Origin of the sequence: Sphingomonas sp. UNC305MFCol5.2, from assembly GCF_000712135.1 — a bacterium.
Taxonomy (GTDB): Bacteria; Pseudomonadota; Alphaproteobacteria; order Sphingomonadales; family Sphingomonadaceae; genus Sphingomonas.
This window is the reverse complement of sequence record NZ_JOOE01000005.1, coordinates 82,227-105,171: the sequence shown is the minus strand read 5'-3', so window position 1 is coordinate 105,171 and position 22,945 is coordinate 82,227. Positions and strand designations below refer to the sequence as shown.

The window sequence follows — 22,945 nt, the reverse complement described above, 5'->3', positions numbered from 1 at the left end:
AAAATGGTGGCGGGCCCGGCCCGCCACCAGGAGGGTATCAGAATGCCAGGTTTGCGCCGAGACTGATGCGCCGGTCGCTCTGGAACCAGCTCCGCGTATAGATGGCGTCGTTCTTGTATCCGCCCATCAGCGTGCGCTGCGTCGCGTTGAGCACGTTCGTGCCCCTGATGGTGAACGACAAATTGTCGGTCACCTTGTAGGTCAGGCCAACGTCCACCTGGCCATAGGCATCGCCATAGACCGGCAGCGCGATCTGCACACTCTGCCCGGCCGCCCCCGGCGCCGATACATAGGTATAGGTCGGAGTGGTGCCGTTCGCGTTGGTCGACTGAAGATATTTCGACCGCCACGAATAGGCCACGCGTGCCGAGAGCTGGCTCCGTTCGTAGAGCAGGGTGAGGTTGTAATTGTGCTTCGAGAGACCCTGAAGCGGCGCATCGTTGCGGATCGCGCCGAAGATGTCGCGATAGAGGTCGCCCGGGTTCTTGCTGTCGATAAAGGTATAGTTGGCTTCGATGCCGAAGCCGGCGAGGGCACCCGGCAGCATGTCGAGGAAGGCGCGGCCGCCCACTTCCACGCCCTTCACCGTCGCGGCTTCCGTGGCAGTGATCACGTCCGAGGCCGCTGCGCTGGCGAGTTCCGTGGTTCCGTTTTGATAACGGATGGTCACGTCACGCTGGGTCAGCGAGAAGATCGGAAGGTCCTTGATATGCTTGTAGAAGCCATTGAGGTAGAACATCGTTCCCGGCTTGGCATACCATTCCAGCGACACGTCGATGTTGTTGGACATGGCTGGCTTCAGGAAAGGATTGCCGGTCGAGGCCGTGAAGTTGGTGAAAATGCCCGGCTGGCCCGCAATCGGATTTGAGGTCGTCGCGACACCGATGTTGCCGCCGCCGCGCGTCGCGTTGAAGTTCGGCAGGTCCATCGTGATGTTGTAGGCGGCGCGCAGCTTGACGTCCTCGGCCGGCTGCAACTGCAGGTTCACCGAAGGCAGGAATCGCGTGAAGCTCGCGGTGCCTCCGCGCGGATCGACCCGCTGCGCCAAGCTTACCGTCTGGCCATTGCGGATATAGCTGAAGGCGTCCTGGACGATGAAGCCCTGCGACTCGTTCTTCACGTGCACTACGCGTCCGCCGATGTTGCCCGAGAATCCGAGCTTGCCGGCTTCATAGTCCCGCCCGAAGCGGACCTGCGCATAAGCGGCGGAAGTTTCGGTCTTCCACAGGCCCAGGTCCTGCGGCAGGAACGAAGCCGGCCGCGACCGCGCACCGCCATATCCCAGGGGTGCAGGGCGGTGCAGCTCGTCGGCGGTCACGCCTTCGAGGAGCGCGATCGATGGCCACAGCGTATTCGCCGGGACACCGATATCGCCGTGGAAGAAATTGTCGAAGGCGTAATATTCCACATCCCCCGGCCGGGCGTCGGCAAAGGTCAATTGCGGATCGCCGTTCCACCCACGGCCCAGCGCCGTCCAGGTGAAGCCGTTGTTGAGATCGCGCTCCCTGCGCTCCGACACGCGCCCGCCGACCTTCACGGCACGGAAGAAGCTGTCCTCGAACGTATATTCCGCATCGAGGTTGAACGAATCCATCGTCCCGCGATTGCGCTCATTATGCGGCATCGCCGCCGACCAGCTATAATTGGCCGGATTGGCGAGCGTGGTCGCGATCGACGCTGGTACAGTAACCTTGGGGAAGTCACCGGTCAGATCGAAGCCGAATGTCGAGGGGAAGGGGACGTCGCGGAAGATCGCGAGACGATCGAGCCGGGATGTCGACAGGGTATTCTGATAGGCGCCCGAAATTTTGAGCGGGCCCTGGCCCGGCTGCCAGCTGAATTGGGCCGAGATATCCCGGGTCATCGAGTTCGAGCGCGTGCCCTCGGTGCCGCCGCCGCCATTGATGGTGCCGCCGGTGGGCAGGAAGGTGTTCGCATCGCGCAGGAACATCGAGCTTGTCGACAACAGCGCGCCGTTATCGTCGAACGTGCTCCCGTTTCGGTTGACGGCCAGATCTTGCGAGGTCTGCATCGCGAAGTGCGACTGGTTGTGGTTCTTGTAGCGTGACTGGAAGTAGATGCCGGTCAGCGTCAGATCGTCGCTCGGCGCCCATTGTGCCGCGGCATAGATGCCGCTCCGGTTGCGCTTGAATTCCTCGTCGCCATAGTCATAGCCGCCGGGGATGAACACGTCCTGGGTTTCGCCCAGCAACCGCCGGCGAAAATAGGGTTCGGTGCGGAAGAAGTTTGACCGCGAGGTGAGCTGGCTGGTCGCCAGATCGACGAGGATGCCGATATCGCCGATGCCGGTGTGCCAGCGATTCGAGAGAAGCGCCGATCCGGAATAATCCGTCTTTTGCGTCAAATCGCCGTAGCTGACTTCCGCGCTGCCGGCGGCATGCCAGCCGGGCGAGAAATCGAACGGCAGCTTGGTGCGCAGATCGATCTGGCCGCCAGTCCCGCCTTCGATCAGATCGGCCGTCGCCGATTTGTAGACGTCGACTGCAGACATCAGTTCGGGTGTTACGTCACCCCAGACGAGTCCGCGTCCGCCATTGGCGCTGAAAATCTCGCGGCCGTTGAGGCGCGAGGCGACGCCGCTGAGGCCGCGCACCTGAATGCCCGATCCTTCGACCGAGAAATGGTCCGGATCGCCCAGCGAGCCGAAGCGCACGATGCTCACGCCCGAGACGCGCTGGAGGACTTCGGTGATCGAATTGTCGGGCAGCTTGCCCGCTTCGTCGGCGACGACCGAATTGATGATGCTTTCCGACGCCTTCTTGCGCTCGTCGGCGGCCTGAAGCGCAGCGCGGCGACCCGTCACGACGATAGTATCGTTCTGCGCATCCGCCGGATCCGCGGCCTGATCCTGCGTCGGAGCAGGGCCGGGGGCTTCCACCTCGCCGCTGCCGGTGGTCTGGGCGAGCGCTGGTAGCGCTAACATTGTTGCTAAAACGAAAGTCGAAGATCCCAGCCAACGTCCGGACTTGCTTCTGGCCTTGAACCGCATCGTAATTCCCTCTCCTCGTGTGCCGCTCGTGCTCAGCGGTCGCCGGGTTCTCATTTGCCAGCACAAAGGCGGGGCGAATGGGCCAGCTCTAACGCCCTCACAAAGGCCACAAACTCTTCGTTGAGTCCATTCAGGGGAAGCACGATTTGTAGGATAAAATACTGATTTAAGGGCGGAAAACCGCGGGCTTGAGCCGGTCTGCGAATTCTGAGTCCACTCGACAAAATACCAGTCCGCTTCGTAACATTTTCGCCAGAAACAGTTCGGACATCTTGTTTAATGTAGGCGTTGAAGGGACAGTGCAGGCTCGCGACCGGCCGCTCCCCAATGGATGGTCAGCACGTGGGCTGGTTCGCTCAAAGGCCACTGGCGAAATCGCAGGGATACGATCCATGCCCGCCCGGGGCATCCCAATCCGGGCGCGCAGGTGCCGCGGTCCTTTCGAGAGACGGTCCTTTCGAAAGACTGGAGAGTGCGCTTCGAAGCATTTTGTCGCGTGCCACGGGCTGCACGCGACAGGCACTTCAACCCATCGCCGGATTGATCGATAATGATGCATATGAATCGCGCCCTTCACAAGTTTGCGTCCGGCCCGGACTTCTCAAGCCAGCTAGGGATTCTCTCCGCGCCCGAGGGCGCGTCCCGGATCAAAACCTGGCGAGCGAAGCTGATGCCGGCGATCCTGATCTTTCTCCTGTGGACGGTGGTGGGCGTTTTCATCGCAGTGCCGGACATGGTGGACGGCTTTCGATGGAGCGAGACCATCAGCAAATTTGTCGAAGCCTGGACCTGGGCACTGCTCACGCCCGCGATATTATTGGTCGATCGTAAACTGACGTTGGCCTATCAAAGTATCGTTCGTGTAGCGGCCATACATCTGGTGTTGAGTGTTCCGTTTAGCCTTATTCATGCCTATCTAGCCGGGCTAATATTGTATCCAATACCTAATATATACTGGAACCCAATCAGGAATACCGAATATGCTATTTACTTCTATCTTGGTGGTTGGGGGACATATTGTTATATTATTGGCACTCTTCAGGCTTTTAAATATTATAATCGCTTCATGAACAGTCAGATAGAATTGGCGCGGGTCGAGAAGCGGCTTGTCGAATCCCATCTGAATGCGCTGCGCCTCCAGCTCGAACCCCATTTCCTGTTCAATACCCTGAACGCCATCTCGTCCGAGCTTGCGGCGAGCCCCGAGCTCGCCCGGGATATGATAGAGGATCTCGGGGCGCTGCTGCGGCGATCCCTCGAATGTCAGGGCAGCACGGAGATAACGCTCGCGCAGGAGCTTGCGCTGCTCGATCATTATATCGCGATCCAGAAGCTCCGCTTCGGAGAGAGGATCGACATTCAGATCAAGGTCAGTTCGGCGGCGCTCTCGGCCATGGTGCCGTCGATGTTTCTGCAGCCGCTCGTAGAAAACGCAGTTCGGCATGGACTGGAAGGCCGCATGTCCGGCGGGGAGATCGTGGTTTCGGCCCGGCACATCGGCAGCCAGCTGTACATCAAGGTGCTTGATGACGGTGTCGGCTTGCCGACTCATTGGAGGATGGAAACCTCCGAGGGTCTCGGAATACGCGTGACGCGCGAACGCTTCCAGGCGCTTTATGCCGAGCCTGAGGGTCACGATTTCACCATTTCGCGGCGCAGGGGCGGAGGCACGGAAGTGGCCATCCGCATTCCGCTGCACAGGACCGGAGCCTAGGCGCGTGGCATCGCAGTCCAGACCCCTTCGTGCACTGGTGGTGGACGACGAAGCGCCGGCACGCAGGCGAATTTGCGATCTGCTGGCAAAGGATGCCGATATCGCGACGACCCTGAGCGCAGAGAACGGATTGGCCGCGATCGCGATGATCCAGGACGCGCGGCCCGATATCGTGTTCCTCGACGTGCAGATGCCCGGCGTCGACGGCTTCGGGGTGATAGACGCGGTGGGTCCGGAAAACATGCCGGTTACGGTGTTCGTCACCGCTTATGATCGCTTCGCAATTCAGGCTTTCGAGGTGGAAGCGGTCGACTATCTGCTCAAGCCGTTCAGCGACCGACGCTTCGACAGGACGATGGAGCGGGTCAAGGAGCGCCTGGGCGACGGGCCTTCCGGTTCGGATGGCGCCAATGCCTTCGGCCCCGAGCTCCTCAAGCTGGTTGCGAAGCGCGCCAGGCCCGGCGAGATCTGGGACTGGATCGCAGTGAAGTCGCGCGACACGACCCGCCTGGTGATGACCGAGGATATCGATTGGGTCGAAGCGGCGGGCGTGTATGTGACCGTGCATTCGAAAGGCGACGCGTTCCTGTATCGCGCCGGGCTGGCGGCGGTGGCAAGCCGGCTCGACCCCTTCCGCTTCGTTCGGATTCACCGGTCGCACATCGTCAACGTCAGATCGATCGAATGCCTCGAACGCCGCTCACATGGCGAATTCGAAGTGATGCTCAAGACCGGGACGAGGCTCATGATGAGCCGCACCTATCGCGGCGAAGTTGAAGCGATATTGGGGCAGACCCTCTGACATCTTTTCGTTCGGCCGTGCATTGGCTCGGCCGGCGAGGTCGGTGGCGTTTCCCGGAACGTTCCATAGCGCTTCCGGTGATCAGGACGGCTGGATGATCTTGCCGACCCGGACGGCATCGAGCCCTAGCCATGCCGCCATCCGATCGAGCTCGATCGCAAGACGCTCCACGGTTTCGGCGGGCGCGTAAGGCTCAAGTATGACGCGGTGTGCGAGAAGGATGCCGGCCTGGCGATCGGCCTTGAGATCGACGCGCGCGACCAGCGCCTCGTCCATCAGGAAGGGCAGCACGTAATAACCGTGGATGCGCTTGTCCTGCGGCACATAGATCTCGATGCGGTAGCGGAAACCGAACAGCCGTTCGGCGCGGCTGCGCTCCCAGACCAGGGGATCGAACGGGGCAAGCAGCGCAGCACCGCGCACGCGGCGGGGCAGGCGGGCGTCGCGGTGCATCCAGGCCTTCTGGCTCCAGCCTTCGACCCGGATGGGGATCAGCGCGCCCGCCTCCGCCTGGGCGGCGATCGCATGATCTGCTTCTTCGGGCTTCAGCCGATAATAGTCGCGCAGATCCGCGGCGGTCGCGACGCCGAGCACCCGTGCACTGCGTTCGATCAATGCGCGTTGCGCGCTAGCGGCATCCGGAGTGGGCAGATCGAGGATGGCCTTGGGCAACACGCGCTCGGGCAGGTCATAGAGCCGGGCGAAGCTGCCGCGGCGCGTGGCGGTGGTGATCTTGCCCGACCAGAACAGCCATTCGAGTGCGTGCTTGGTATGGCTCCATTCCCACCAGCCGCTCTTGCTCGATCCATTCTCGAAATCGGCGGCCGCCATCGGCCCCTCGGCGGCGATCCGGTCGAGTATCGCCTGCGCTTCAGGCCGGTGCTCGACCGCAAAGCGCTTCAGGCTTTGATAGCCGATCTCGCCGCGTTCGGCGCGCGCCATGCGCCAGCGCAACAACGGGTGGAGATCGAGCGGAAGCAGCGAAGCTTCATGGGCCCAATATTCGAACAGGCGCCGCTGTCGCACAGGACCCCAGGCATCGCGCTCCAGCAGCGTACGGTCATAGCTGCCGAGCCGCGAGAAGGCGGGAAGATAGTGCGCCCGGGTGAGAACGTTGACGCTGTCGAGCTGGAAGAGCCCGAGGCGGCCGAGGGTTTTCCGCAGATGTGCGGCGTTCGTTCGTTCGGGATGTCGAATTCCGAAACCCTGCGCCGCGAGCGCGATCCGCCGCGCGTCTTTGATGGAGAGGGTGGTCGACACCAGCCACTGCTTGGCCGCTGCGAGGTAAAAGCGTCAACCCCAGGCGGAGCCCCAGCCGCGAGAGATTTGCACGGCAAGTTTCGAAGAAACTGGATGAAAAGGAGTGGTGCCGCTTACAGGACTCGAACCTGTGACCCCCGCATTACGAATGCGATGCTCTACCAGCTGAGCTAAAGCGGCCCGTCCGAAGCGCGTCGCCTCGAAAGAGAGCGCGCGCTTACCAGCATGATTCGTAGCTGACAAGCGTTGCGATTTGCTTGCCGCGCCGCTGTCCGCCCACCCGCAACAATACTTACCCGTCGGACTTTACGCGTCGTTTACCACGGGGGGTGCACAAGCAGTGGCTCAAGGATCGGGCGGGTTGCCCGCAACGGAGCACGCGTATGGACATGGCTCGCGGCATCAATGAGCCCTTCGACTCGGTTCCAGAGGGATCGAACGACGACGCCGTTTCGGATCGGCCGATGGAGATCGGCTCCGATGAGCGCCGCATGCATGTGCGCGCGTACAACCATTGGGTCTCGCTGCTCCAGGGCCGTGCCTATCCGTCGATCGAGGATCTCGATCCCGAGAATATCGCCGATTTCGGCCCCCACAGCGTTTTGCTCGACTTTACTCGAGGCGTCTCGGATCCCTCGATACGCTTCCTCGGCGAATCGCTGCGTGAGGAATGCGGCTTCACTCCCTCGATCCAGACCGTCGGCGAAGTGCCGAGCCGCTCTTTGCTCTCGCGCCTCACCGACCATTATCTCCAGATCATCGCCAATCGCGCGCCGATCGGCTTCGAGGCCGAGTTCGTCGGGCAGCGTGGCCACAACACGCTGTACCGCGGCATTTTGACGCCCTTCTCGTCGGACGGAGAGACGATCGACTTCATCTATGGCGTGATCAACTGGAAGGAACTCGTCGACGCCGAGACCCAGGCGCGGCTTAATGCCGAGGTCGAGGAATCGCGCCGTGCTGCTCCGCAGCAACCGGTGGCTGCCGCGGTGTGGGCCGATGGTCCCAGCGCCGGCTTCGATGCGCCCGAAGTCGTCGAGGCGCTGCTTTACGATTCGACTCTCGCCGATCTGTTGATGGTGGCGCGCGAATCGGCAGCGGCTGCGCGCGCGTCCGACACACGCAGTCGTTCGGCGCTCTATCGGGCCCTCAGTCGTGCCTATGATTTCGCGCGCGCCGCCGAAACTGCACCCGACGATTACAAGGCATTGCTCAGCGACGCTGGCCTCGCCGCTCAGGCACGCGCGCCGATGACGCCGCCGGTCAAGCTCGTCTTCGGCGCCAATTACGACAAGACTCGACTCACCGAATTCGCCGCGGTGCTCACTTATGCCCGGCGCCAGGACGTGCCGCAGGGCGGGCTCGACGCGTTCCTCGAAGTCGCCGAGGGCGGCATCAAGGGCGTGGTCAAGGCCGAGCGCGATCATCGCCGGCCGGCGCCGAAGCGCGATGTCTTCGCGCAGGCCGCGCAAGAGCTGCGCAGCCGCCCGCCTCTCGGCCATGTCGACATCCATGCCGGGCAGGGCGAGTTTGTCGTGCTGCTCGCCCGCGCGGGCAAGCAGGGCCTCGATATCGTCGCCAGCTTCGAGGACGATACGGCGCTGACCGAGCGCGCGATCCGCAAGGCCGCGGCCTAAGTTTTTCGACAAACTAGTCGCAATAGTTACTTTTCTTGCGCACCGAGCCTTGAGGTCGGGCGCGGGGCAGAGCATAGCGGCGCCCATGAAAAGCATGATGACGTCGCTCACGCAGGCGTTCGAGGCGCGGCTGCTCGAAGGAGCGCTGCCGGGAGAGCTGGAAGGGTTTGACGAGGGGGAGCGCGCGGAAGCGGCTGGCTTCGTCGCCGAAGCCGCGGCGGTGCGTCCGCCGGGCACCCCGCAGATCCGGCTGGAGACCTATCTCGACGATGAACGCCGCAGCATGCGGCTCGCGGTGGTCAACGACGACATGCCGTTTCTCGTCGATTCGATCTCCAGCGCGATCGCCGCGCACGACATCGCGATCTTTCGAATCATCCACCCGGTAATCGCCGTCGAGCGCGACGGCGCGGGCAAGCTCGTTTCGATCGGGCCCGATGCCTCCGCCGCGCGGCGCGAATCGATGATCTATATCGAAATGGAGCGCAGCGACGCGCGCACCCGCCGCGGCCTCGTCGCGGAAATCGAACGCACGCTCGAACAGGTGCGTAGCGCCGTGGAGGACTGGCGTGCGCTCCAGGCGGCGATGTTCGCCGATGCCGGCGCGCTTGCCATGCCCGAAGGCACCGCCCTGTTGCGCTGGTTCCTCGATGGCGCGATGACGCTGCTCGCGCACGAGAAGTGGCGCACCGACGGTAGTGTCTCCGATCAGCTCGGGATCGCGCGCTTTGCGCTCGAGACGCCGATTCTCGCCGAGGCCTCGCGCAAGGCGGCAGTCGAGCATTTCCAAAAGGGCGGCGAGGCGCCCCTGCTGCTCAAATCCAATTCGATCTCGACCGTGCATCGCCGGGTGCCGCTCGACATCGTCGTGCTGCCGATCCTCACCGGCGCCGAGGTTACCGGTCTGTCGATCCATGCGGGGCTGTGGACAAGCGCGGCCTTGTTCGCTGATCCGCAAGACGTGCCGGTGCTGCGCGCCCGGCTCGGCGCGCTCGAGAAGAAGTTCGGTTTCGATCCCAAGGGACATACCGGCAAGGCGATGTCGCACGCGCTGACCGCCTTGCCGCACGATCTGACCACGGCGTTCGATCCCGCCTCGCTCGAGAATCTCGTGCTCACTGCGATGTCGGTCGCCGATCGGCCACGCTCGAAGCTCGTGCTCGTCCGCAGCCTGCTCGGGCGGCATCTCTTCGCCTTCGTATGGCTGCCGCGCGATGAGGTCTCGACCGGCCGTCGCGAGGCGATCGGCAACATGCTCGCCGATGCCGCCGGCGCCAAGCTGATCAACTGGTCGATCGCGCTCGAGGACGGTGTCGTCGCCTTGCTGCGCTACACGCTCGATCTGCGCGGCGGTGGAGTCATGCCCGATGCCCGCGAACTCGATGCGCGGCTGGAACGGATGCTGCGTGGCTGGGTGCCGGCGGTCGAGGCCGCGCTGGTCGAGCAGGCCGGCGCCGCGTCGACGCGGCTAGCATTGCGCTTCGCCAATGCCTTCCCAGCGGTCTATCGCGCCACCAGCACGCCCGAAGAGGCTGCGCGCGACATTCTCCGGATCGCCACGCTGGAGGGCGCGGGCGACCGCTCGGTGCGGATCGTCCCGCATCCCGACAACAAGGGCCAGTATCGCATCAAGCTCTATGCCCAGGGCGGAGCGCTGGCGCTGTCCGATGCGGTACCCGCATTCGAGAATTTCGGCTTCCGGGTGATCGAGGAAGTCCCGACGCAGCTCGCCAACGGCGTCTTCCTCCACGATTTCGAAGTCGCGCTGACCGGCACCGCCCCGGCACTCGCCGCCGACCCGACGCCGGTGGAGGATGCGATCGCCGCGGTGCTCGAAGGCCGGGCCGAGAACGACATCTTCAACCGGCTGATCGTCGAAGGCGGGATGCGCTCGACTTCGGTCGTGCTGTTCCGCGCATGGTTCCGCTATCTGCGCCAGACCGGCATGAATTATGGCATGGCCACGGTGGTCGATGCGCTGCGTCGCGCGCCCAAGGTCGCTGCCGCGCTGATCGAGCGGTTCGAGGCCGCGCACGATCCCGCACGCGCCGGCAAGGACGAAAGCGCCCTCAAGGCCGCGACAAAGGCGATCGACGCCGGGCTCGACCAGGTCTCGGCGATCGACGACGATCGTATTCTCCGGACGCTGCGCGGCGTCGTCCTTGCGACGCTCAGGACCAACGCCTTCGCGCCCGCCGCGGCCGAAGCGCTCGCCTTCAAGATGGATTCGGCCAAGGTCCCCGGGCTTCCCGCCCCGCTCCCCTGGCGCGAGATCTGGGTGTACAGCCCGCGTGTCGAGGGCATCCACCTGCGTGCCGGCCCGATCGCGCGCGGCGGGCTGCGCTGGTCCGACCGGCGCGACGATTTCCGCACCGAGATCCTCGGGCTGATGAAGGCGCAACGCGTCAAGAACGCCGTGATCGTGCCGACCGGCGCCAAGGGCGGCTTCTATCCCAAGCTGCTGCCCTCGCCCGCGGTCGATCGCGATGCCTGGTTCGCCGAGGGCACCGAAAGCTACCGCGTCTTCATCCGCGCGCTTCTGTCGGTCACCGACAACATCGTCGCGGGCAAGGTCGTCCATCCCGAGCGGGTCGCGATCCTCGACGGCGAGGATCCCTATTTCGTCGTCGCGGCGGACAAGGGCACCGCCACCTTCTCCGACGTCGCCAATGCGCTCGCGGTCGAGCGCAACTTCTGGCTGGGCGATGCCTTCGCCTCGGGTGGTAGCCACGGCTATGATCACAAGGCGATGGGGATCACCGCCAAGGGTGCCTGGATCTCGGTCCGCCGCCACTTCCTCGAAATGGGCGTCGACGTGCAGTCCGAGCCCATCCGCGTCGCGGGCTGCGGAGACATGTCGGGCGACGTGTTCGGCAACGGCATGTTGCTGTCCAAAGCTCTGAAGGTCGTCGCGGCGTTCGACCATCGCCACATCTTCCTCGATCCCGATCCGGATCCGGCGAAGAGCTGGGACGAGCGCGCGCGCATGTTCGCACTGCCCCGCTCCAGCTGGGCCGACTATAATCCGGAGCTGATCTCGCAGGGCGGCGGCGTGTTCCCGCGCACCGAGAAGTCGATTCCCTTGAGCGCCGAAGTGCAGGCGATGCTCGGCCTCGACGTCGCCGAGATCGATCCGACGAGCCTGATCTCGGCGATCCTCAAGGCGCAGGTCGACTTGCTCTGGTTCGGCGGCATCGGCACCTATGTGAAGGCGGCGAGCGAGAGCCATGTCGATGTCGGCGATCCCGCCAACGACCGCCTCCGCGTCAATGCCGAGCAGCTCCGCGCGAAAGCGATCGGCGAGGGTGCCAATCTCGGCGTGACGCAAGCCGCGCGCATCGCCTTCGCCAGCCATGGCGGCCGGATCAACACCGACTTCATCGACAATTCGGCAGGCGTCGATTGTTCGGACAACGAAGTCAACATCAAGATCGCGCTCAACCGCGAAGTGATCGAGGGCCGACTCAGCTTCGAGGATCGCAACACGTTGCTCGCCGAGATGACCGACGACGTCGCGCATCTCGTGCTCGAGGACAATCGTCTCCAGACGCTCGCGCTCTCCTTCATGGAGAATGACGGTGCGGTGTCGCTGCCCAGCTATGTCCGGGTGATCGAGATCCTCGAAGGCACCGGCCGGCTGGATCGCGCAGTCGAGGGGCTCTCGTCGAACGAAGAGCTTCTCCGCCGCGCGCAGGAGGGCAGGGGGCTCACCCGACCCGAGCTATCCGTGCTGCTCGCCTCGACCAAGCTCGCTTTGCAGGACGCGATCGAGCATGGCCGGCTGGGTGCCGATCCCGAACTCGAGGACGATCTGCGCGCCGCGTTCCCGCACGCGATGCAGCAGCGCTTCGCCACGGCGATCGACGAGCATCGCCTGCGGGGCGAGATCGTCGCGACCAAGCTCGCCAACCGCATCGTCAATCGCCTCGGCGTGCTCCACCCCTTCGAGCTTGCCGAGGAGGAAGGCGCCTCGATGGCCGATATCGCGGCGATGTTCGTCGTCGCCGAGCGGCTGTTCTGCCTTCCCGCAGTGTGGGAAGCGGTCGAGAACGCCGGGATCGGCGAAGGCGCGCGCATCGCCTTGCTTGATGAGATGGCGGTCGCGGTGCGCGGTCAGGTCGCCGATTTGCTGCGTGTCTGCCGGCCCGGTGCCAGCCCGGCCGAAGTGATCGCGCGGCTCAAGCCCGGCATCGACGCGCTCGACAAGCAGGCCAAGGCGCTGCTGCTCGATGAAGTGAAGACGCAGAGCGGGCGCATCTCGGGTAAGCTCGAAGCGGCCGGCGCGCCGCCAGAGCTGGTCGCCAAGGTGGTCCGCCTGTTCGAGATGGACGGCGCGGTCGGCCTTGCCGAACTGGGCGTCCGCAAAGGGATCGACGAGACCGTGCTCACCCGCGCCTTCACCCATCTGGGGCAGGCGCTCGGGCTCGACTGGGCACAGTCGACCGCAGCGCGGATCACCACCGGCGATCCGTGGGAGCGACTGCTCATCGCCGGCCTCGCACGCGACTTCCAGCAGCTCCGCCTGGACTTCCTGAGCCGTTCGGAAGAGACGGACCCGCGGGCGGCGGTCGACGCGTGGCTGGAGGCGAACCGGCCGCGCGTCGAGCAATTCGCCAATCTGGTACGGCGTGCGCGGCAGGTGGCGTCGCCCAATGCGGCGATGCTCGCGCAGATCGCGGGGCAGGCGCGCGTGTTGCTGGGGCGGTAGGAAGAGCCGCGAAAATAGGATTTCGCCGGCTTAACTTCGCACTTTTCTCGCGAATCGTGAACAAACGTTGCGCAGTTGCGCATCAATGTTGCGTGTGTGTGGCGGGAGATCGACGGCGTCAAAGAGCGGGAGCGGCACGCGATCGCGCGCCGCCGGCCGAAGTGCACCAGACGAAATCCTACATTGCAAGTCGCCTCTGTCGGGCGGCGGGAAAGTAGCGCCTTAGGGCTGGTCGGCGCACCGCGGTATTTCCTTTCTACCTCGTCATCCCGGTCGGAGTGCCGGGATCCACTGTGGGTACCGGAAGCACTCGCGCCTCCTGCTTCTCGATCGCGGCGCGGTGGACCCCGGCACTTCGGCCGGGATGACGAAGGAGAATGTCATCAGGCAATCCCCCCTCGCGATTGTAATTGCGAATGGTTCGCGTTATCGACGGCAGCCCAATCGTTCGAGTTCGTCCCTGTCCATGCATGGTACCACAGCAGCGCCGGCCAAGGTGAAGCGCAGCCGGAAGAGCTTCTGGCTGAAGCAGCTCCATATGTGGCATTGGATGAGCTCAGCGGTGAGCCTGATCGGACTGCTGCTGTTCGCGATCACCGGCTTCACGCTCAATCACGCCGCCGAGATCGAGGCCACGCCCAAATCGGTCGAGCGCGCCGCGCAATTGCCGCCTGCTCTGCTTGCCCGTGTGAAGCCTGACGACGCCTCGGACAGCAAGAAGCCGTTGCCCGCGGATGTTGCGAAGTTCGTCGGCGAAAAGCTCGAAATGCCTACCGCGGGCGATGCCGAATGGTCGATCGACACAGTATATCTCGCGCTCCCGCGCCCCGGCGGCGACGGCTGGATCTCGATCGATCGGGAGACGGGCGCAGTGACCAGCGAAGTCAGCTCGCGCGGCTGGATCGCCTGGCTCAACGATCTCCACAAAGGCCGCAATGCCGGCCCGGTGTGGAAGTGGTTCATCGATATCTTCGTGCTCGCTTGCGTCGTCTTCACGCTCACCGGCCTCGTGCTGCTGTGGATGCATTCGCGGCACCGCAAGAGCACTTGGCCGCTCGTGGCGGCGGGGCTCGTCGTTCCGGCGCTGCTCGCCATTTTCTTCATTCACTAAAGGGGTTTCGCCAGCCATGCAGATCCGCCTGACCGGTTTCACCGCAACTGCCTTCGGGGCCGGCGCGCTCGCCGCCGGCCCCGCCGCGGCGCAGACGCTCGACCTGACGGTCACCATCCCCAAGCTCAGCGTCGCCGAATATCATCGCCCCTATGTCGCGATGTGGCTCGAGAAGGAGGGCGTCGCCCCGCGCACGATCCAGATCTGGTACGATGTCGACAAGAAGGGCGGCGAGGGCACCAAATGGCTGCGCGACGTCCGCCAATGGTGGCGTACCTCGGGCCGGTCGATGTCCTTCCCGGCCGACGGCGTCAGCGGCGCCACCCGCGCGCCGGGGCCGCAGAAGCTCCGCCTCGTCGGCGGCCGCGGCGGCATGCCGGTGCTGAGCCCGGGCAATTACACCCTCATCGTCGAGGCTGCGCGTGAAGTCGGCGGGCGCGAGCTCGTCCGCCTGCCGTTCGCCTGGAACGGAAATTCGGCCACCGCCGCGGGCAAGGGCTCGACCGAGCTCGGCGGCGTGTCGCTCACGCTCAAGCGCTAAAGGGGGAACATCATGAACCTACGCATGCCACTCATCGCGATCGGCGCGGTCGCCGCGCTCGCCGCACCGGCGGCGCTCGCGCATCGCATGTGGATGATCGCCTCGTCCACTTCGGTCTCGGGCACCGATAATTGGGTGACTGTCGACGCCGCGGTGTCGAACGATCTGTTCTTCTTCGATCACCAGCCGATCCGCGTGGCGCCGACCGTGCTCCAGCCCGACGGCACCGAAGGCACAGTCGAGAACCATGCCGTCGGCAAGTTCCGCGCGACCTTCGACGTGCACCTGACGCAGCAGGGCACCTATCGCATCGGCGTGGTCAACCGGGGCGTGTTCGGCAGCTACCAGTTGAACGGCGAGCGCAAGATGATCCCGCGCGGCACCACGGTCGACAAGCTTGCCAGCGTGATCCCGGCGGGCGCCACCGACGTCCAGACCGCCGAGAGCGTCATCCGCAACGAGATCTATGTGACTCAAGGCGCGCCGACCACGACGGTGTTCAAGCCGACAGGCAAGGGTATCGAGCTGGTGCCGGTCACCCACCCGAACGACCTCGTCGTCGGTGAGCCCGCGACCTTCCAGTTCCTGCTCGACGGCAAGCCGGCGCCCGATCTGTTCGTCACCGTGATCCCCGGCGGTATCCGCTATCGCGACACGCTCAAGCAGCAGGATCTCAAGACCGGCGCCGACGGCAAGGTCTCGATCAACTGGCCCGATCCCGGCCTCTATTGGGTCAACGTCACGCCTACGCGGCCGCGCCAGGAGGGGGCTGGCGGACCGGGTGGCCAGGGCATGGGCGCTCCCGGCACCGGCGGACCGCAGGGTGCGGGCCGTCCGGCCGGGCCGCCCCAGCGCCGCGTGAGTTACGTCACCACGGTCGAGGTGCTCGCCCCCTGACCGAAGCCAGGATCGCGATTCCGGTGGGGCTCTCGTCGGCGGCGTTCCATCGCCGCCGTGCGGGTGCCCCGCTCGTTTCCCTGGGCGGCGAGACGATGGGGACGAGCTGGTTGGTCCGCGCGGTCGATCCTCCGCTCGGACTGCGCGCCGAGATCCATGGCGTGCTCGCCCGCATCGTCGCCGAGATGAGTCATTGGGAGCCGGGCTCGAACCTAAGCCGCTTCAACCGGGCCGAGCCTGGCCGCTGGCAGCCGCTTCCGCCCGGCTTCGCGCAGGTCCTCGCCACCGGCCTCGCGATCGCCGAGGCGAGTGACGGCGCCTTCGATCCTGCGATGGGCGCGCTCGCCGATCTCTGGGGCTTCGGCCCCGCAGGCCCGCAACCTTTCCCCGCTGACACCGCAATTGCCGAGGCGCTGGCCCGCTCGGGCCGTCGCCATATCGAGCAGGACGGCGCTCGCGCCCGCCGCACCGCGCCCGCCGCCCTTGATTTCTCGGGCATCGCCAAGGGCTATGCCGTCGACGCGGTCGCCGAGCGTCTGCGCGGGCTCGGCCTTGCGGACTTCCTCGTCGAGATAGGGGGGGAGCTGCGCGGCGAAGGCATCAAGCCCGACGGCCAGCCCTGGTGGGTCGATTGCGAAGCCGTTCCCGGCGTGGCCGCCGCGCCGCTGCGCATTGCGCTCCACGGCCTGTCGATCGCCACCTCGGGCGATTATCGCCGCGGCTTCGACGCCGATGGCCGCCGCTACGCCCACACTATCGACCCGCGTACCGGCAGGCCGCTCCAGAACCATGTCGCCTCGGTCAGTGTCATTCACACCAGCTGCATGCATGCCGATGCCTGGGCGACCGCGCTCGGCGTGCTCGGCCCCGCCGGCATGATGCTCGCCGAACGCGAGGGCTTGGCCGTCCGCATGCTGGTCCGCGGCGGCGGCGAACATTTGTCGCCTACGCTGCAGGCGATGCTGGGCTAGGACGGATCGATATTCAATCCTCCCCCTGGCGGAGGAGGATTGAAAACCCTCGCTCGCCTGAATGCCGATCCGTCCTAGAACAAAGCTTGAAGATCGCCCGGTGACGCGGCACTGCTTTGCAAAACCCGCGGGAGTGTCAACTTAGGCGTCGGCCCACATCCTGAGCAGATTGTGGTACACCCCCGTCAGCTCGATCACCGATCGGTCGGTGCCGCCGAGCTGGGCGGTGAGCCGCTGGACCGACTGGTCCAGATCGAACAAGGTCCGCCGCGCCCCGTCGTCGCGGATCATCGACTGGAGCCAGAAGAAGCTCGCCACCCGCACGCCGCGCGTCACTGGCGTGACATGATGCAGGCTCGACGAGGGATAGAGCACCGCATGCCCGGCGGGCAGCTTGACCCGTTGCACTCCGAAATGATCCTCGACCACCAGTTCGCCGCCGTCATAGGCGCCGGAATCCTCGAGGAAGACGGTCATCGAGAGATCGCTGCGGATCCGGAATTCGGTGCCGCGCTGGATGCGGATCGCATTGTCGACATGCGTGCCGAAAGTCTGGCCCTCGCCATAGCGGTTGAACAAAGGCGGGAAGACCTTGAGCGGCAGCGCCGCAGCGAAGAACAAGGGCGATTTGCCGAGCGCCTCGAGGACGATCGCCCCGGCTTCCTTCGCCGCCGCGCTGCCCTCGGGCAATTGCTCGTTCTTCTTGGCGAGCGCCGATTGATGTCCCGAGGTGACGTTGCCGTCGACCCATTCGGCGGCGTCGATGATGGTGCGGAGCTGCGCCAATTCGTCGGGTGAAAGCAGATGGGGGATCGCGATCATCACGGCAACGCGCTTTCGAGCTCGGGCCAACGGGAGTTGCGAAGCCACAGGCGAGTTTTGTCGAGGAACGCTTCGGTTGCGGTCTCGCCGCATCGTATCAGCCAATCCCGTGCGCCTTTGAGGTCGCCGCTTTCGGCAAGCATCCGCGCATGATTGAACTGCCCGCGGAAATCGCCGCCTTCCGCGGCCTGAGCATAACAGTCGGCGGCCTTGACCCTATCGCAGGGCACGACCCAGCCGTCCTCGTGGAAGCTGCCGATATAATTGACGGCTTTGGCATTGCCCATCGCGGCCGCCTTTTCGAACCAGTCCAGAGCCGCGGGCTTGTCTTCGGGCACGCCGTCGCCGAGCGCGAGTGCAGTGGCGTAATTGTACATGCCCCAGTCGAGCCCGCGTGTCGCGGCGATGCGGAAGCATTCGGCGGCACGTGACTTGTTCACCGGCGTGCCCCAGCCGAGATCGTAGCAGCGCCCGACCATGTTGAGGGCCATCAGATGCCCCTGGGCCGCCGCCTTGTTGAACCAGGCGAAGGCGGCACGGGCGTCGCCGGTGTCGAGGAGCATCTGGCCATGGATCGCCTGTGCTTCCGCAACGCCCGCCTCGGCGCCTTCGCGAATCAGCGCCGCCCGCGCTTCCGGCGAGCCGGAAAGGCGGGCGGCGATCTCCTGAGGGGAGATGGAGTCGAGCGTTTCGCGCAACGTCAGAACTTGAACCCGATCGTCGCAAAGGCCGAGCGGCCCGGCGCGATCGCGGCATAATGCGAGGTATAGGCCTGCGTGAAATAGGTTTCGTCGGTGATGTTGTTCACGTTGACGCTAAGCTCCACCTGGTCGCTGATTTTATAACCCAGTCGCGCGTCGAAGCGCCAATATTCGGGGATCGTGCGCAGCACGGTCTTGGTCGCGGGGACGACGGTCACCACGCCGCCCGTGGTCTGCGTCGCGCTGCGATTGTCCTGGTACCCGCCGAATACGCGACTGGTGTAGAAGGCGCCGCCGCCGATGCTGAGCCGGCTGGTCGGCTTGAGATCGGCCCAGAGCGTGAAGCTGTCCTTCGCCGTCTGCGTCGCCTGCCTCCCGGTGTTGACCGAGGGCACGAGCACCGGCTTCGCCGCCTGGGTCCCCACCGCGGGGGCAGTGAGCACGGTATAGCCGCCATCGACGATCTTGGGGTCAAGATGCGTGTAGCCACCGAACACCGTCAGCCATTTGGCGACGTTGCCGTTGAAGTTGAACTCGACACCGCGGATGCGGCGCTTGCCGACGAACTCGATCGTGTTGTCCGGGCCGGTGACGCGGGCATTGTCGGTGTCGGTCTGGAAAGCGGCGAGAGTGAGCGAGAGCTGCTCGTCGAACAACGCGGCCTTGGCGCCCACTTCGTATGACTTGGTCTTCTCGACCTTCAAGCTGTCGAGCAATGCTAGCGCCTGGCTGGTGTTGGTGGTGCCGAGCCCGTTGCCTTCCTGCCCCTCGCCGAGCAGGCTGTTCGGCGGCGTCGCGGCCGTCGCATAGCTGGCGTAGAGGCTGGTGCTCGAAGTCGGCTTGAACACCAGTCCCGCCTGCCAATTGAACAGATTGTCGGTCCGGCTGAGCGAGAAGGTGCTGGTGGCGGTCGCTGCCTGCCCTGGTGTCACCGTCGATTTGAACCGATCGAAGCGCACGCCGAGATTGAGCAGCAGCGAGGGCACGAGCGTGATCGAATCGAAGCCGTAGACCGACGCCGTGCTCGCATCGTTCTGCGTCTCGGTGATCGGGGCGCCCTTGACGATCGGCGTGACGGCGCTCGACGTGTCGCTCGCATAATTGACCCAGGGGTCATTCGGGTTGGGATCGAACAGGCTGGTGCAATAAAAGCGCGCGATCGTAGCGGCATTGCAGCGCGGGCTGACCGTCGAGCCGGAGGCGGAGACGAAGGTGCCGCGGCGCGCCTTTTCCCAGCTGATCTCGGCGCCGACCGCGAAGCTGTGCTTCACCGAGCCGGTATCGAACGTGCCGTACAGGTCGGTCTGGTTGGTCAGCGCCTCGGTATAGCCGTGCCGGGTGTTGCCGCGGCGCCAGACATAGCCGCCGGTCAGCACGTCGCCGCGCGCGCCGGCGTCTCCCGTAGTCGGGTTGGTTGTCGCGGTGCCGTAGACATTGCCCTGGCTGTCGTCGGGCAGCAGGAAGATATAGGCCTGGTCGTTACGGCTGTAGCGCGCGGTGTTGCGCAGCGTGACGCCGCCGAAATCATGCTCGACGCGCAGCGTGGCCTGGTTGGTGGTCGCGTCACGGAAGTCGCGCGCCTTGAGTCCGTAATAGGTGCTGCGGCCGACATGGCCGGTGACGCCGGCGATGGTTGTGATGTCGCCGATCGCGGGCTCCGAATAGATCTCGCCGGTGCCGGGCGCGTTGGCGAGCGTGTAGAGGAACGAAATGCCGCTGTCGGGGAGCTCGTGGCTCTCGAGATAATAATAAGCGATCGTCAGCCTTGTATCGGTGCCGAGGCCCAAGGTGAGCGAGGGCGCGACGCCCCAGCGGCGCGACCAGATCGCGTCGCGGCCGGCGACATCCTGATCGTGCCACATCGCTGCCACGCGCACGCCGATCGTGTCGGTGAGCTGCTGGTTCACGTCGAGCGTGGCGCGCTTGTAATCGGCGGTGCCGAAGCTGGCCGATCCCTTGACGAAGCTGCCGGTAACCGGAAGCTTGGTGACGACGTTGATCGAGCCGCCCGCGCTGCCGCGCCCGCCCAGGGTCGAGTCCGATCCGCGGACGATCTGGACCTGCTCGACGGCGAACACTTCGCGGGTTTGCGCCGCCACGTCGCGGACGCCGTCGACGAAGCTGCTGCCCTGGCTGTCGAAGCCGCGGATGAAGGGACGGTCGCCGATCGGATTGCCGCCCTCGGCCGCGCCGAAGGTGATGCCGGGAACGGTACGCAGTGCTTCGGCGAGGCTCGCCGAACCGGTCTGCTCGATCACCTCCTCGGGGAGCACCACCACCGAGCGCGGGGTGTTGGCGAGTTTCGCAGTCGCCTTGGGCCCCACGAGTTCCTGCCGCTGGCCGGTGACGACGATCTGGCCGCGATCCTGCTCGTCATTGTCGGCGGCCGGACCGTCGGGTCCATCGGGTCCCGCATGAGCCGGCGCGCTGGCGATGAAGCCGACGCAGGCGAGTGCAAGGAATGCCGGCGATGCGGCGGGCGTGGAACGCGTCACGAAAGTCCCCCTGTAGGTGTCGTTACGCGGCGAGCTATTGCGAAGCGTTCTCAGAGTCAACGATATTGCGAGCGATTATCAACTTTGTCGCAAAATGTCGCGAACAGGCTGCGCGACCAGCCATGTCCGCAACGCGCTCGCCAGGTTGGGAGGGTCTTCGGCCTGGATCCGGGCATGGTCGATCGCGGCGATCAGAGCGTTGAGCGGCAGGGCGCGCATGACGGCTTCGGCTTCCAGCCGCTCCCAGAAGATCGGCTCGAGGCTGATCGAGGTCTGGTGCCCCGCGATGGTCACGGACCGTTTCACCGGCCCCACGAATCCGCCGGTGGGCGGATCCACCTTCATTCCGTATCGAACAATGCCGCCAGCTGCTCGACCATCGTGCCGGCCAGCTGCTCGGCGTCCATGATCGTTACTGCGCGGCTGTAATAGCGCGTCACGTCGTGCCCGATGCCGATCGCGACCAGCTCGACCGGCGATCGCGCTTCGATCCAGCCGATCACCTGGCGCAGATGGCGCTCGAGATAGGACCCCGAATTCACCGACAGCGTCGAATCGTCGACCGGCGCGCCGTCGGAGATCACCATCAGGATCTTGCGTTCCTCGGGCCGCCCGATCATCCGGTGATGCGCCCAGAGCAACGCCTCGCCGTCGATATTCTCCTTGAGCAGCCCCTCGCGCATCATCAGCCCGAGCGACTTCTTGGCGCGGCGCCACGGCTCGTCGGCCTGCTTGTAGACGATGTGGCGGATATCGTTGAGCCGGCCGGGCTGGGCGGGGCGCCCTTCCGCCAGCCATTTCTCGCGCGCCTGCCCGCCTTTCCATGCCCGCGTCGTGAAGCCGAGAATCTCAGTCTTGACGCCGACTCGCTCGAGCGTGCGGGCCAGGATGTCGGCGCTGATCGCCGCGATCGAGATAGGCCGCCCGCGCATCGAGCCCGAATTGTCGATCAGCAACGTGACGACGGTATCGCGGAACTCGGTGTCGCGTTCGATCTTGTACGACAGCGACTGCATCGGGTTGACCACCACGCGCGCCAGCCGCGCGGCGTCGAGCAGCCCTTCGTCCTGGTCGAAATCCCAGCTGCGCGACTGCTGCGCCATCAGCCGGCGCTGGAGCCGGTTGGCGAGCTTGGTCACTGCGCCCTGCAGATGGACGAGCTGCTGGTCGAGATACGAACGCAGCCGATCGAGCTCCTCGGCATCGCACAATTCGGTCGCCGCGATCACTTCGTCGAACTGGGTCGTATAGGGGCGATATTCGAACTGTGGCGGCAAGTCGCTCCACGGGCGATTGGGGCGGGTGGGCATCATGCCCTCCTCGCCATCGTCGCCCGGCTCGCCATCGGCCTCGTCCATTGCCTCGGACTGGCTGTCCTCGCCTTCCGCCTCGTCGGATTCGCGTTGCTCGCCGCGCGCCTCGACTTCGCCTTCGCCCTGCTGCGCGTCGCTGTCGCCGTCCTCGTCGCCGGGCTCGTCCTGCTCGTCGGTGCCTTCGTCCTCGCCGCCGCCGTCATCGGCCTCGTCCGGGATCATGTCGCCTTCGACGAGCTCGAGGTCCTGGAGCAATTTGGTGGCGAGGCTGGCGAAAGCCTGCTGGTCGTCGATCGTCAGCGCGAGCGCGTCGAGATCCTTGCCGGCGCGCTCCTCGACCCAGTCGCGGATCAGCGCCATGCCCATCGCCGCGCTGGCAGGCGCCTCGAGCCCGGTCAGCCGCTCGCGAACCATCAGCCCAAGCGCGGTGGACAGCGGCACTTCCTCGCGGTTGCGCGCGCGGGCGATCGGATCGGCCCGCAGTCGCACGCCGAGCGAATGCTCCAGATTGGCGGCGATGCCGGCATAGCCACGCGAGCCGAGTGCCTCGACTCGCGCCGTTTCGATCGCGTCGAACACCGCGCGCGCCACCGGTTCGCCCGGCGCGCCGCGCTGGTGCAGGCCCGTATCGTGGTGCTTGAGCCGCAGCGCGAAGCCGTCGGCGAAGCCGCGCGCCTCGGCGACCTGCTCGGCAGGCAGCGTGCGCGACGGCATCGGCACCTTGATGCTGCGTCCGTCCTGGCGCGGCGCCTCGGAAGTGAAAGCGAGCTCGGCCTCCGCCTCGCCCGAAAGCGCGCGCGCAGTGCCGCCCAGCACGTTGCGAAGCTGCTCAAGGGGGGAATCGGCTGCCACGCAGGTCATGTGGCGGGATGGGCGCACGAAATCAATCGCGCTCAGCTCTTCCGGGCGGCACGAGCACCGCTTAGCGAAATGCTAATCAACCTTCAGCATCATGCAGGGATC

15 protein-coding genes and 1 tRNA gene are annotated in these 22,945 nt (G+C 65.2%); 8 read left to right on the top strand and 8 right to left on the bottom strand.

What is annotated here, in order from left to right; all coding sequences use genetic code 11:
* Positions 1-37: 37 nt before the first annotated feature.
* Positions 38-2,944, bottom strand: coding sequence for a TonB-dependent receptor (locus BR78_RS0119820; RefSeq protein WP_025587501.1), 2,907 nt, complete (start codon positions 2,942-2,944; stop codon positions 38-40).
* Positions 2,945-3,569: 625 nt separating this feature from the next.
* On the opposite strand from BR78_RS0119820, the gene BR78_RS0119815 reads away from it, so the two are divergent.
* Positions 3,570-4,724 carry a sensor histidine kinase gene (locus BR78_RS0119815; RefSeq protein ID WP_197021414.1) on the top strand — a complete coding sequence of 385 codons (1,155 nt, stop codon included), beginning with the start codon at positions 3,570-3,572 and terminating at the stop codon, positions 4,722-4,724.
* Between the two features lie 37 nt (positions 4,725-4,761).
* Positions 4,762-5,526 carry a LytR/AlgR family response regulator transcription factor gene (locus BR78_RS0119810; RefSeq protein WP_231478350.1) on the top strand — a complete coding sequence of 255 codons (765 nt, stop codon included), beginning with the start codon at positions 4,762-4,764 and terminating at the stop codon, positions 5,524-5,526.
* 81 nt (positions 5,527-5,607) lie between these two features.
* Here BR78_RS0119810 and BR78_RS0119805 read toward each other — a convergent pair whose 3' ends face one another.
* Positions 5,608-6,786 carry a winged helix-turn-helix domain-containing protein gene (locus tag BR78_RS0119805; protein ID WP_037567243.1) on the bottom strand — a complete coding sequence of 393 codons (1,179 nt, stop codon included), beginning with the start codon at positions 6,784-6,786 and terminating at the stop codon, positions 5,608-5,610.
* A 104-nt stretch (positions 6,787-6,890) separates the two neighbouring features.
* Positions 6,891-6,966, bottom strand: a tRNA-Thr gene (locus BR78_RS0119800).
* Between the two features lie 203 nt (positions 6,967-7,169).
* Between BR78_RS0119800 and BR78_RS0119795 the strand changes: the two genes are divergently transcribed.
* The 6 genes from BR78_RS0119795 to BR78_RS0119770 all read left to right on the top strand — a co-directional run bounded on the left by BR78_RS0119795 (position 7,170) and on the right by BR78_RS0119770 (position 16,651).
* Positions 7,170-8,423, top strand: coding sequence for a PAS domain-containing protein (locus tag BR78_RS0119795; protein ID WP_025587503.1), 1,254 nt, complete (start codon positions 7,170-7,172; stop codon positions 8,421-8,423).
* Between the two features lie 94 nt (positions 8,424-8,517).
* Positions 8,518-13,131: an NAD-glutamate dehydrogenase gene (locus BR78_RS0119790; protein WP_443027692.1), complete on the top strand. Its 4,614-nt coding sequence runs from the start codon at positions 8,518-8,520 to the stop codon at positions 13,129-13,131.
* 466 nt (positions 13,132-13,597) lie between these two features.
* Entirely contained in the window at positions 13,598-14,242 is a 645-nt protein-coding gene (locus tag BR78_RS0119785; RefSeq protein ID WP_025587506.1) for a PepSY-associated TM helix domain-containing protein, read from the top strand.
* Positions 14,243-14,258: 16 nt separating this feature from the next.
* Positions 14,259-14,783: a DUF2271 domain-containing protein gene (locus BR78_RS0119780; protein ID WP_025587507.1), complete on the top strand. Its 525-nt coding sequence runs from the start codon at positions 14,259-14,261 to the stop codon at positions 14,781-14,783.
* A 12-nt stretch (positions 14,784-14,795) separates the two neighbouring features.
* Positions 14,796-15,680 (top strand): DUF4198 domain-containing protein, encoded by an 885-nt coding sequence (locus BR78_RS0119775; RefSeq protein WP_029937494.1) that lies wholly within the window; start codon positions 14,796-14,798, stop codon positions 15,678-15,680.
* A gap of 95 nt (positions 15,681-15,775) precedes the next feature.
* Entirely contained in the window at positions 15,776-16,651 is an 876-nt protein-coding gene (locus tag BR78_RS0119770) for an FAD:protein FMN transferase (RefSeq protein WP_029937493.1), read from the top strand.
* A 141-nt stretch (positions 16,652-16,792) separates the two neighbouring features.
* Here BR78_RS0119770 and BR78_RS0119765 read toward each other — a convergent pair whose 3' ends face one another.
* From BR78_RS0119765 to cobT, 5 genes are all read right to left on the bottom strand, one after another.
* Entirely contained in the window at positions 16,793-17,476 is a 684-nt protein-coding gene (locus BR78_RS0119765; protein WP_029937492.1) for a Fe2+-dependent dioxygenase, read from the bottom strand.
* Complete coding sequence (locus BR78_RS0119760) at positions 17,473-18,171, bottom strand: tetratricopeptide repeat protein (protein WP_029727483.1); 699 nt, start codon at positions 18,169-18,171, stop codon at positions 17,473-17,475. The genes BR78_RS0119765 and BR78_RS0119760 overlap by 4 nt, the downstream gene beginning before the upstream one ends.
* Positions 18,172-18,173: 2 nt before the next feature.
* Complete coding sequence (locus BR78_RS0119755; protein WP_025587517.1) at positions 18,174-20,669, bottom strand: TonB-dependent receptor; 2,496 nt, start codon at positions 20,667-20,669, stop codon at positions 18,174-18,176.
* 78 nt (positions 20,670-20,747) lie between these two features.
* Positions 20,748-21,008, bottom strand: coding sequence for a ribbon-helix-helix domain-containing protein (locus BR78_RS0119750; protein WP_443027691.1), 261 nt, complete (start codon positions 21,006-21,008; stop codon positions 20,748-20,750).
* Between the two features lie 2 nt (positions 21,009-21,010).
* Positions 21,011-22,834 (bottom strand): cobaltochelatase subunit CobT, encoded by a 1,824-nt coding sequence (gene cobT / locus BR78_RS0119745; protein WP_025587521.1) that lies wholly within the window; start codon positions 22,832-22,834, stop codon positions 21,011-21,013.
* Positions 22,835-22,945 lie beyond the last annotated feature (111 nt).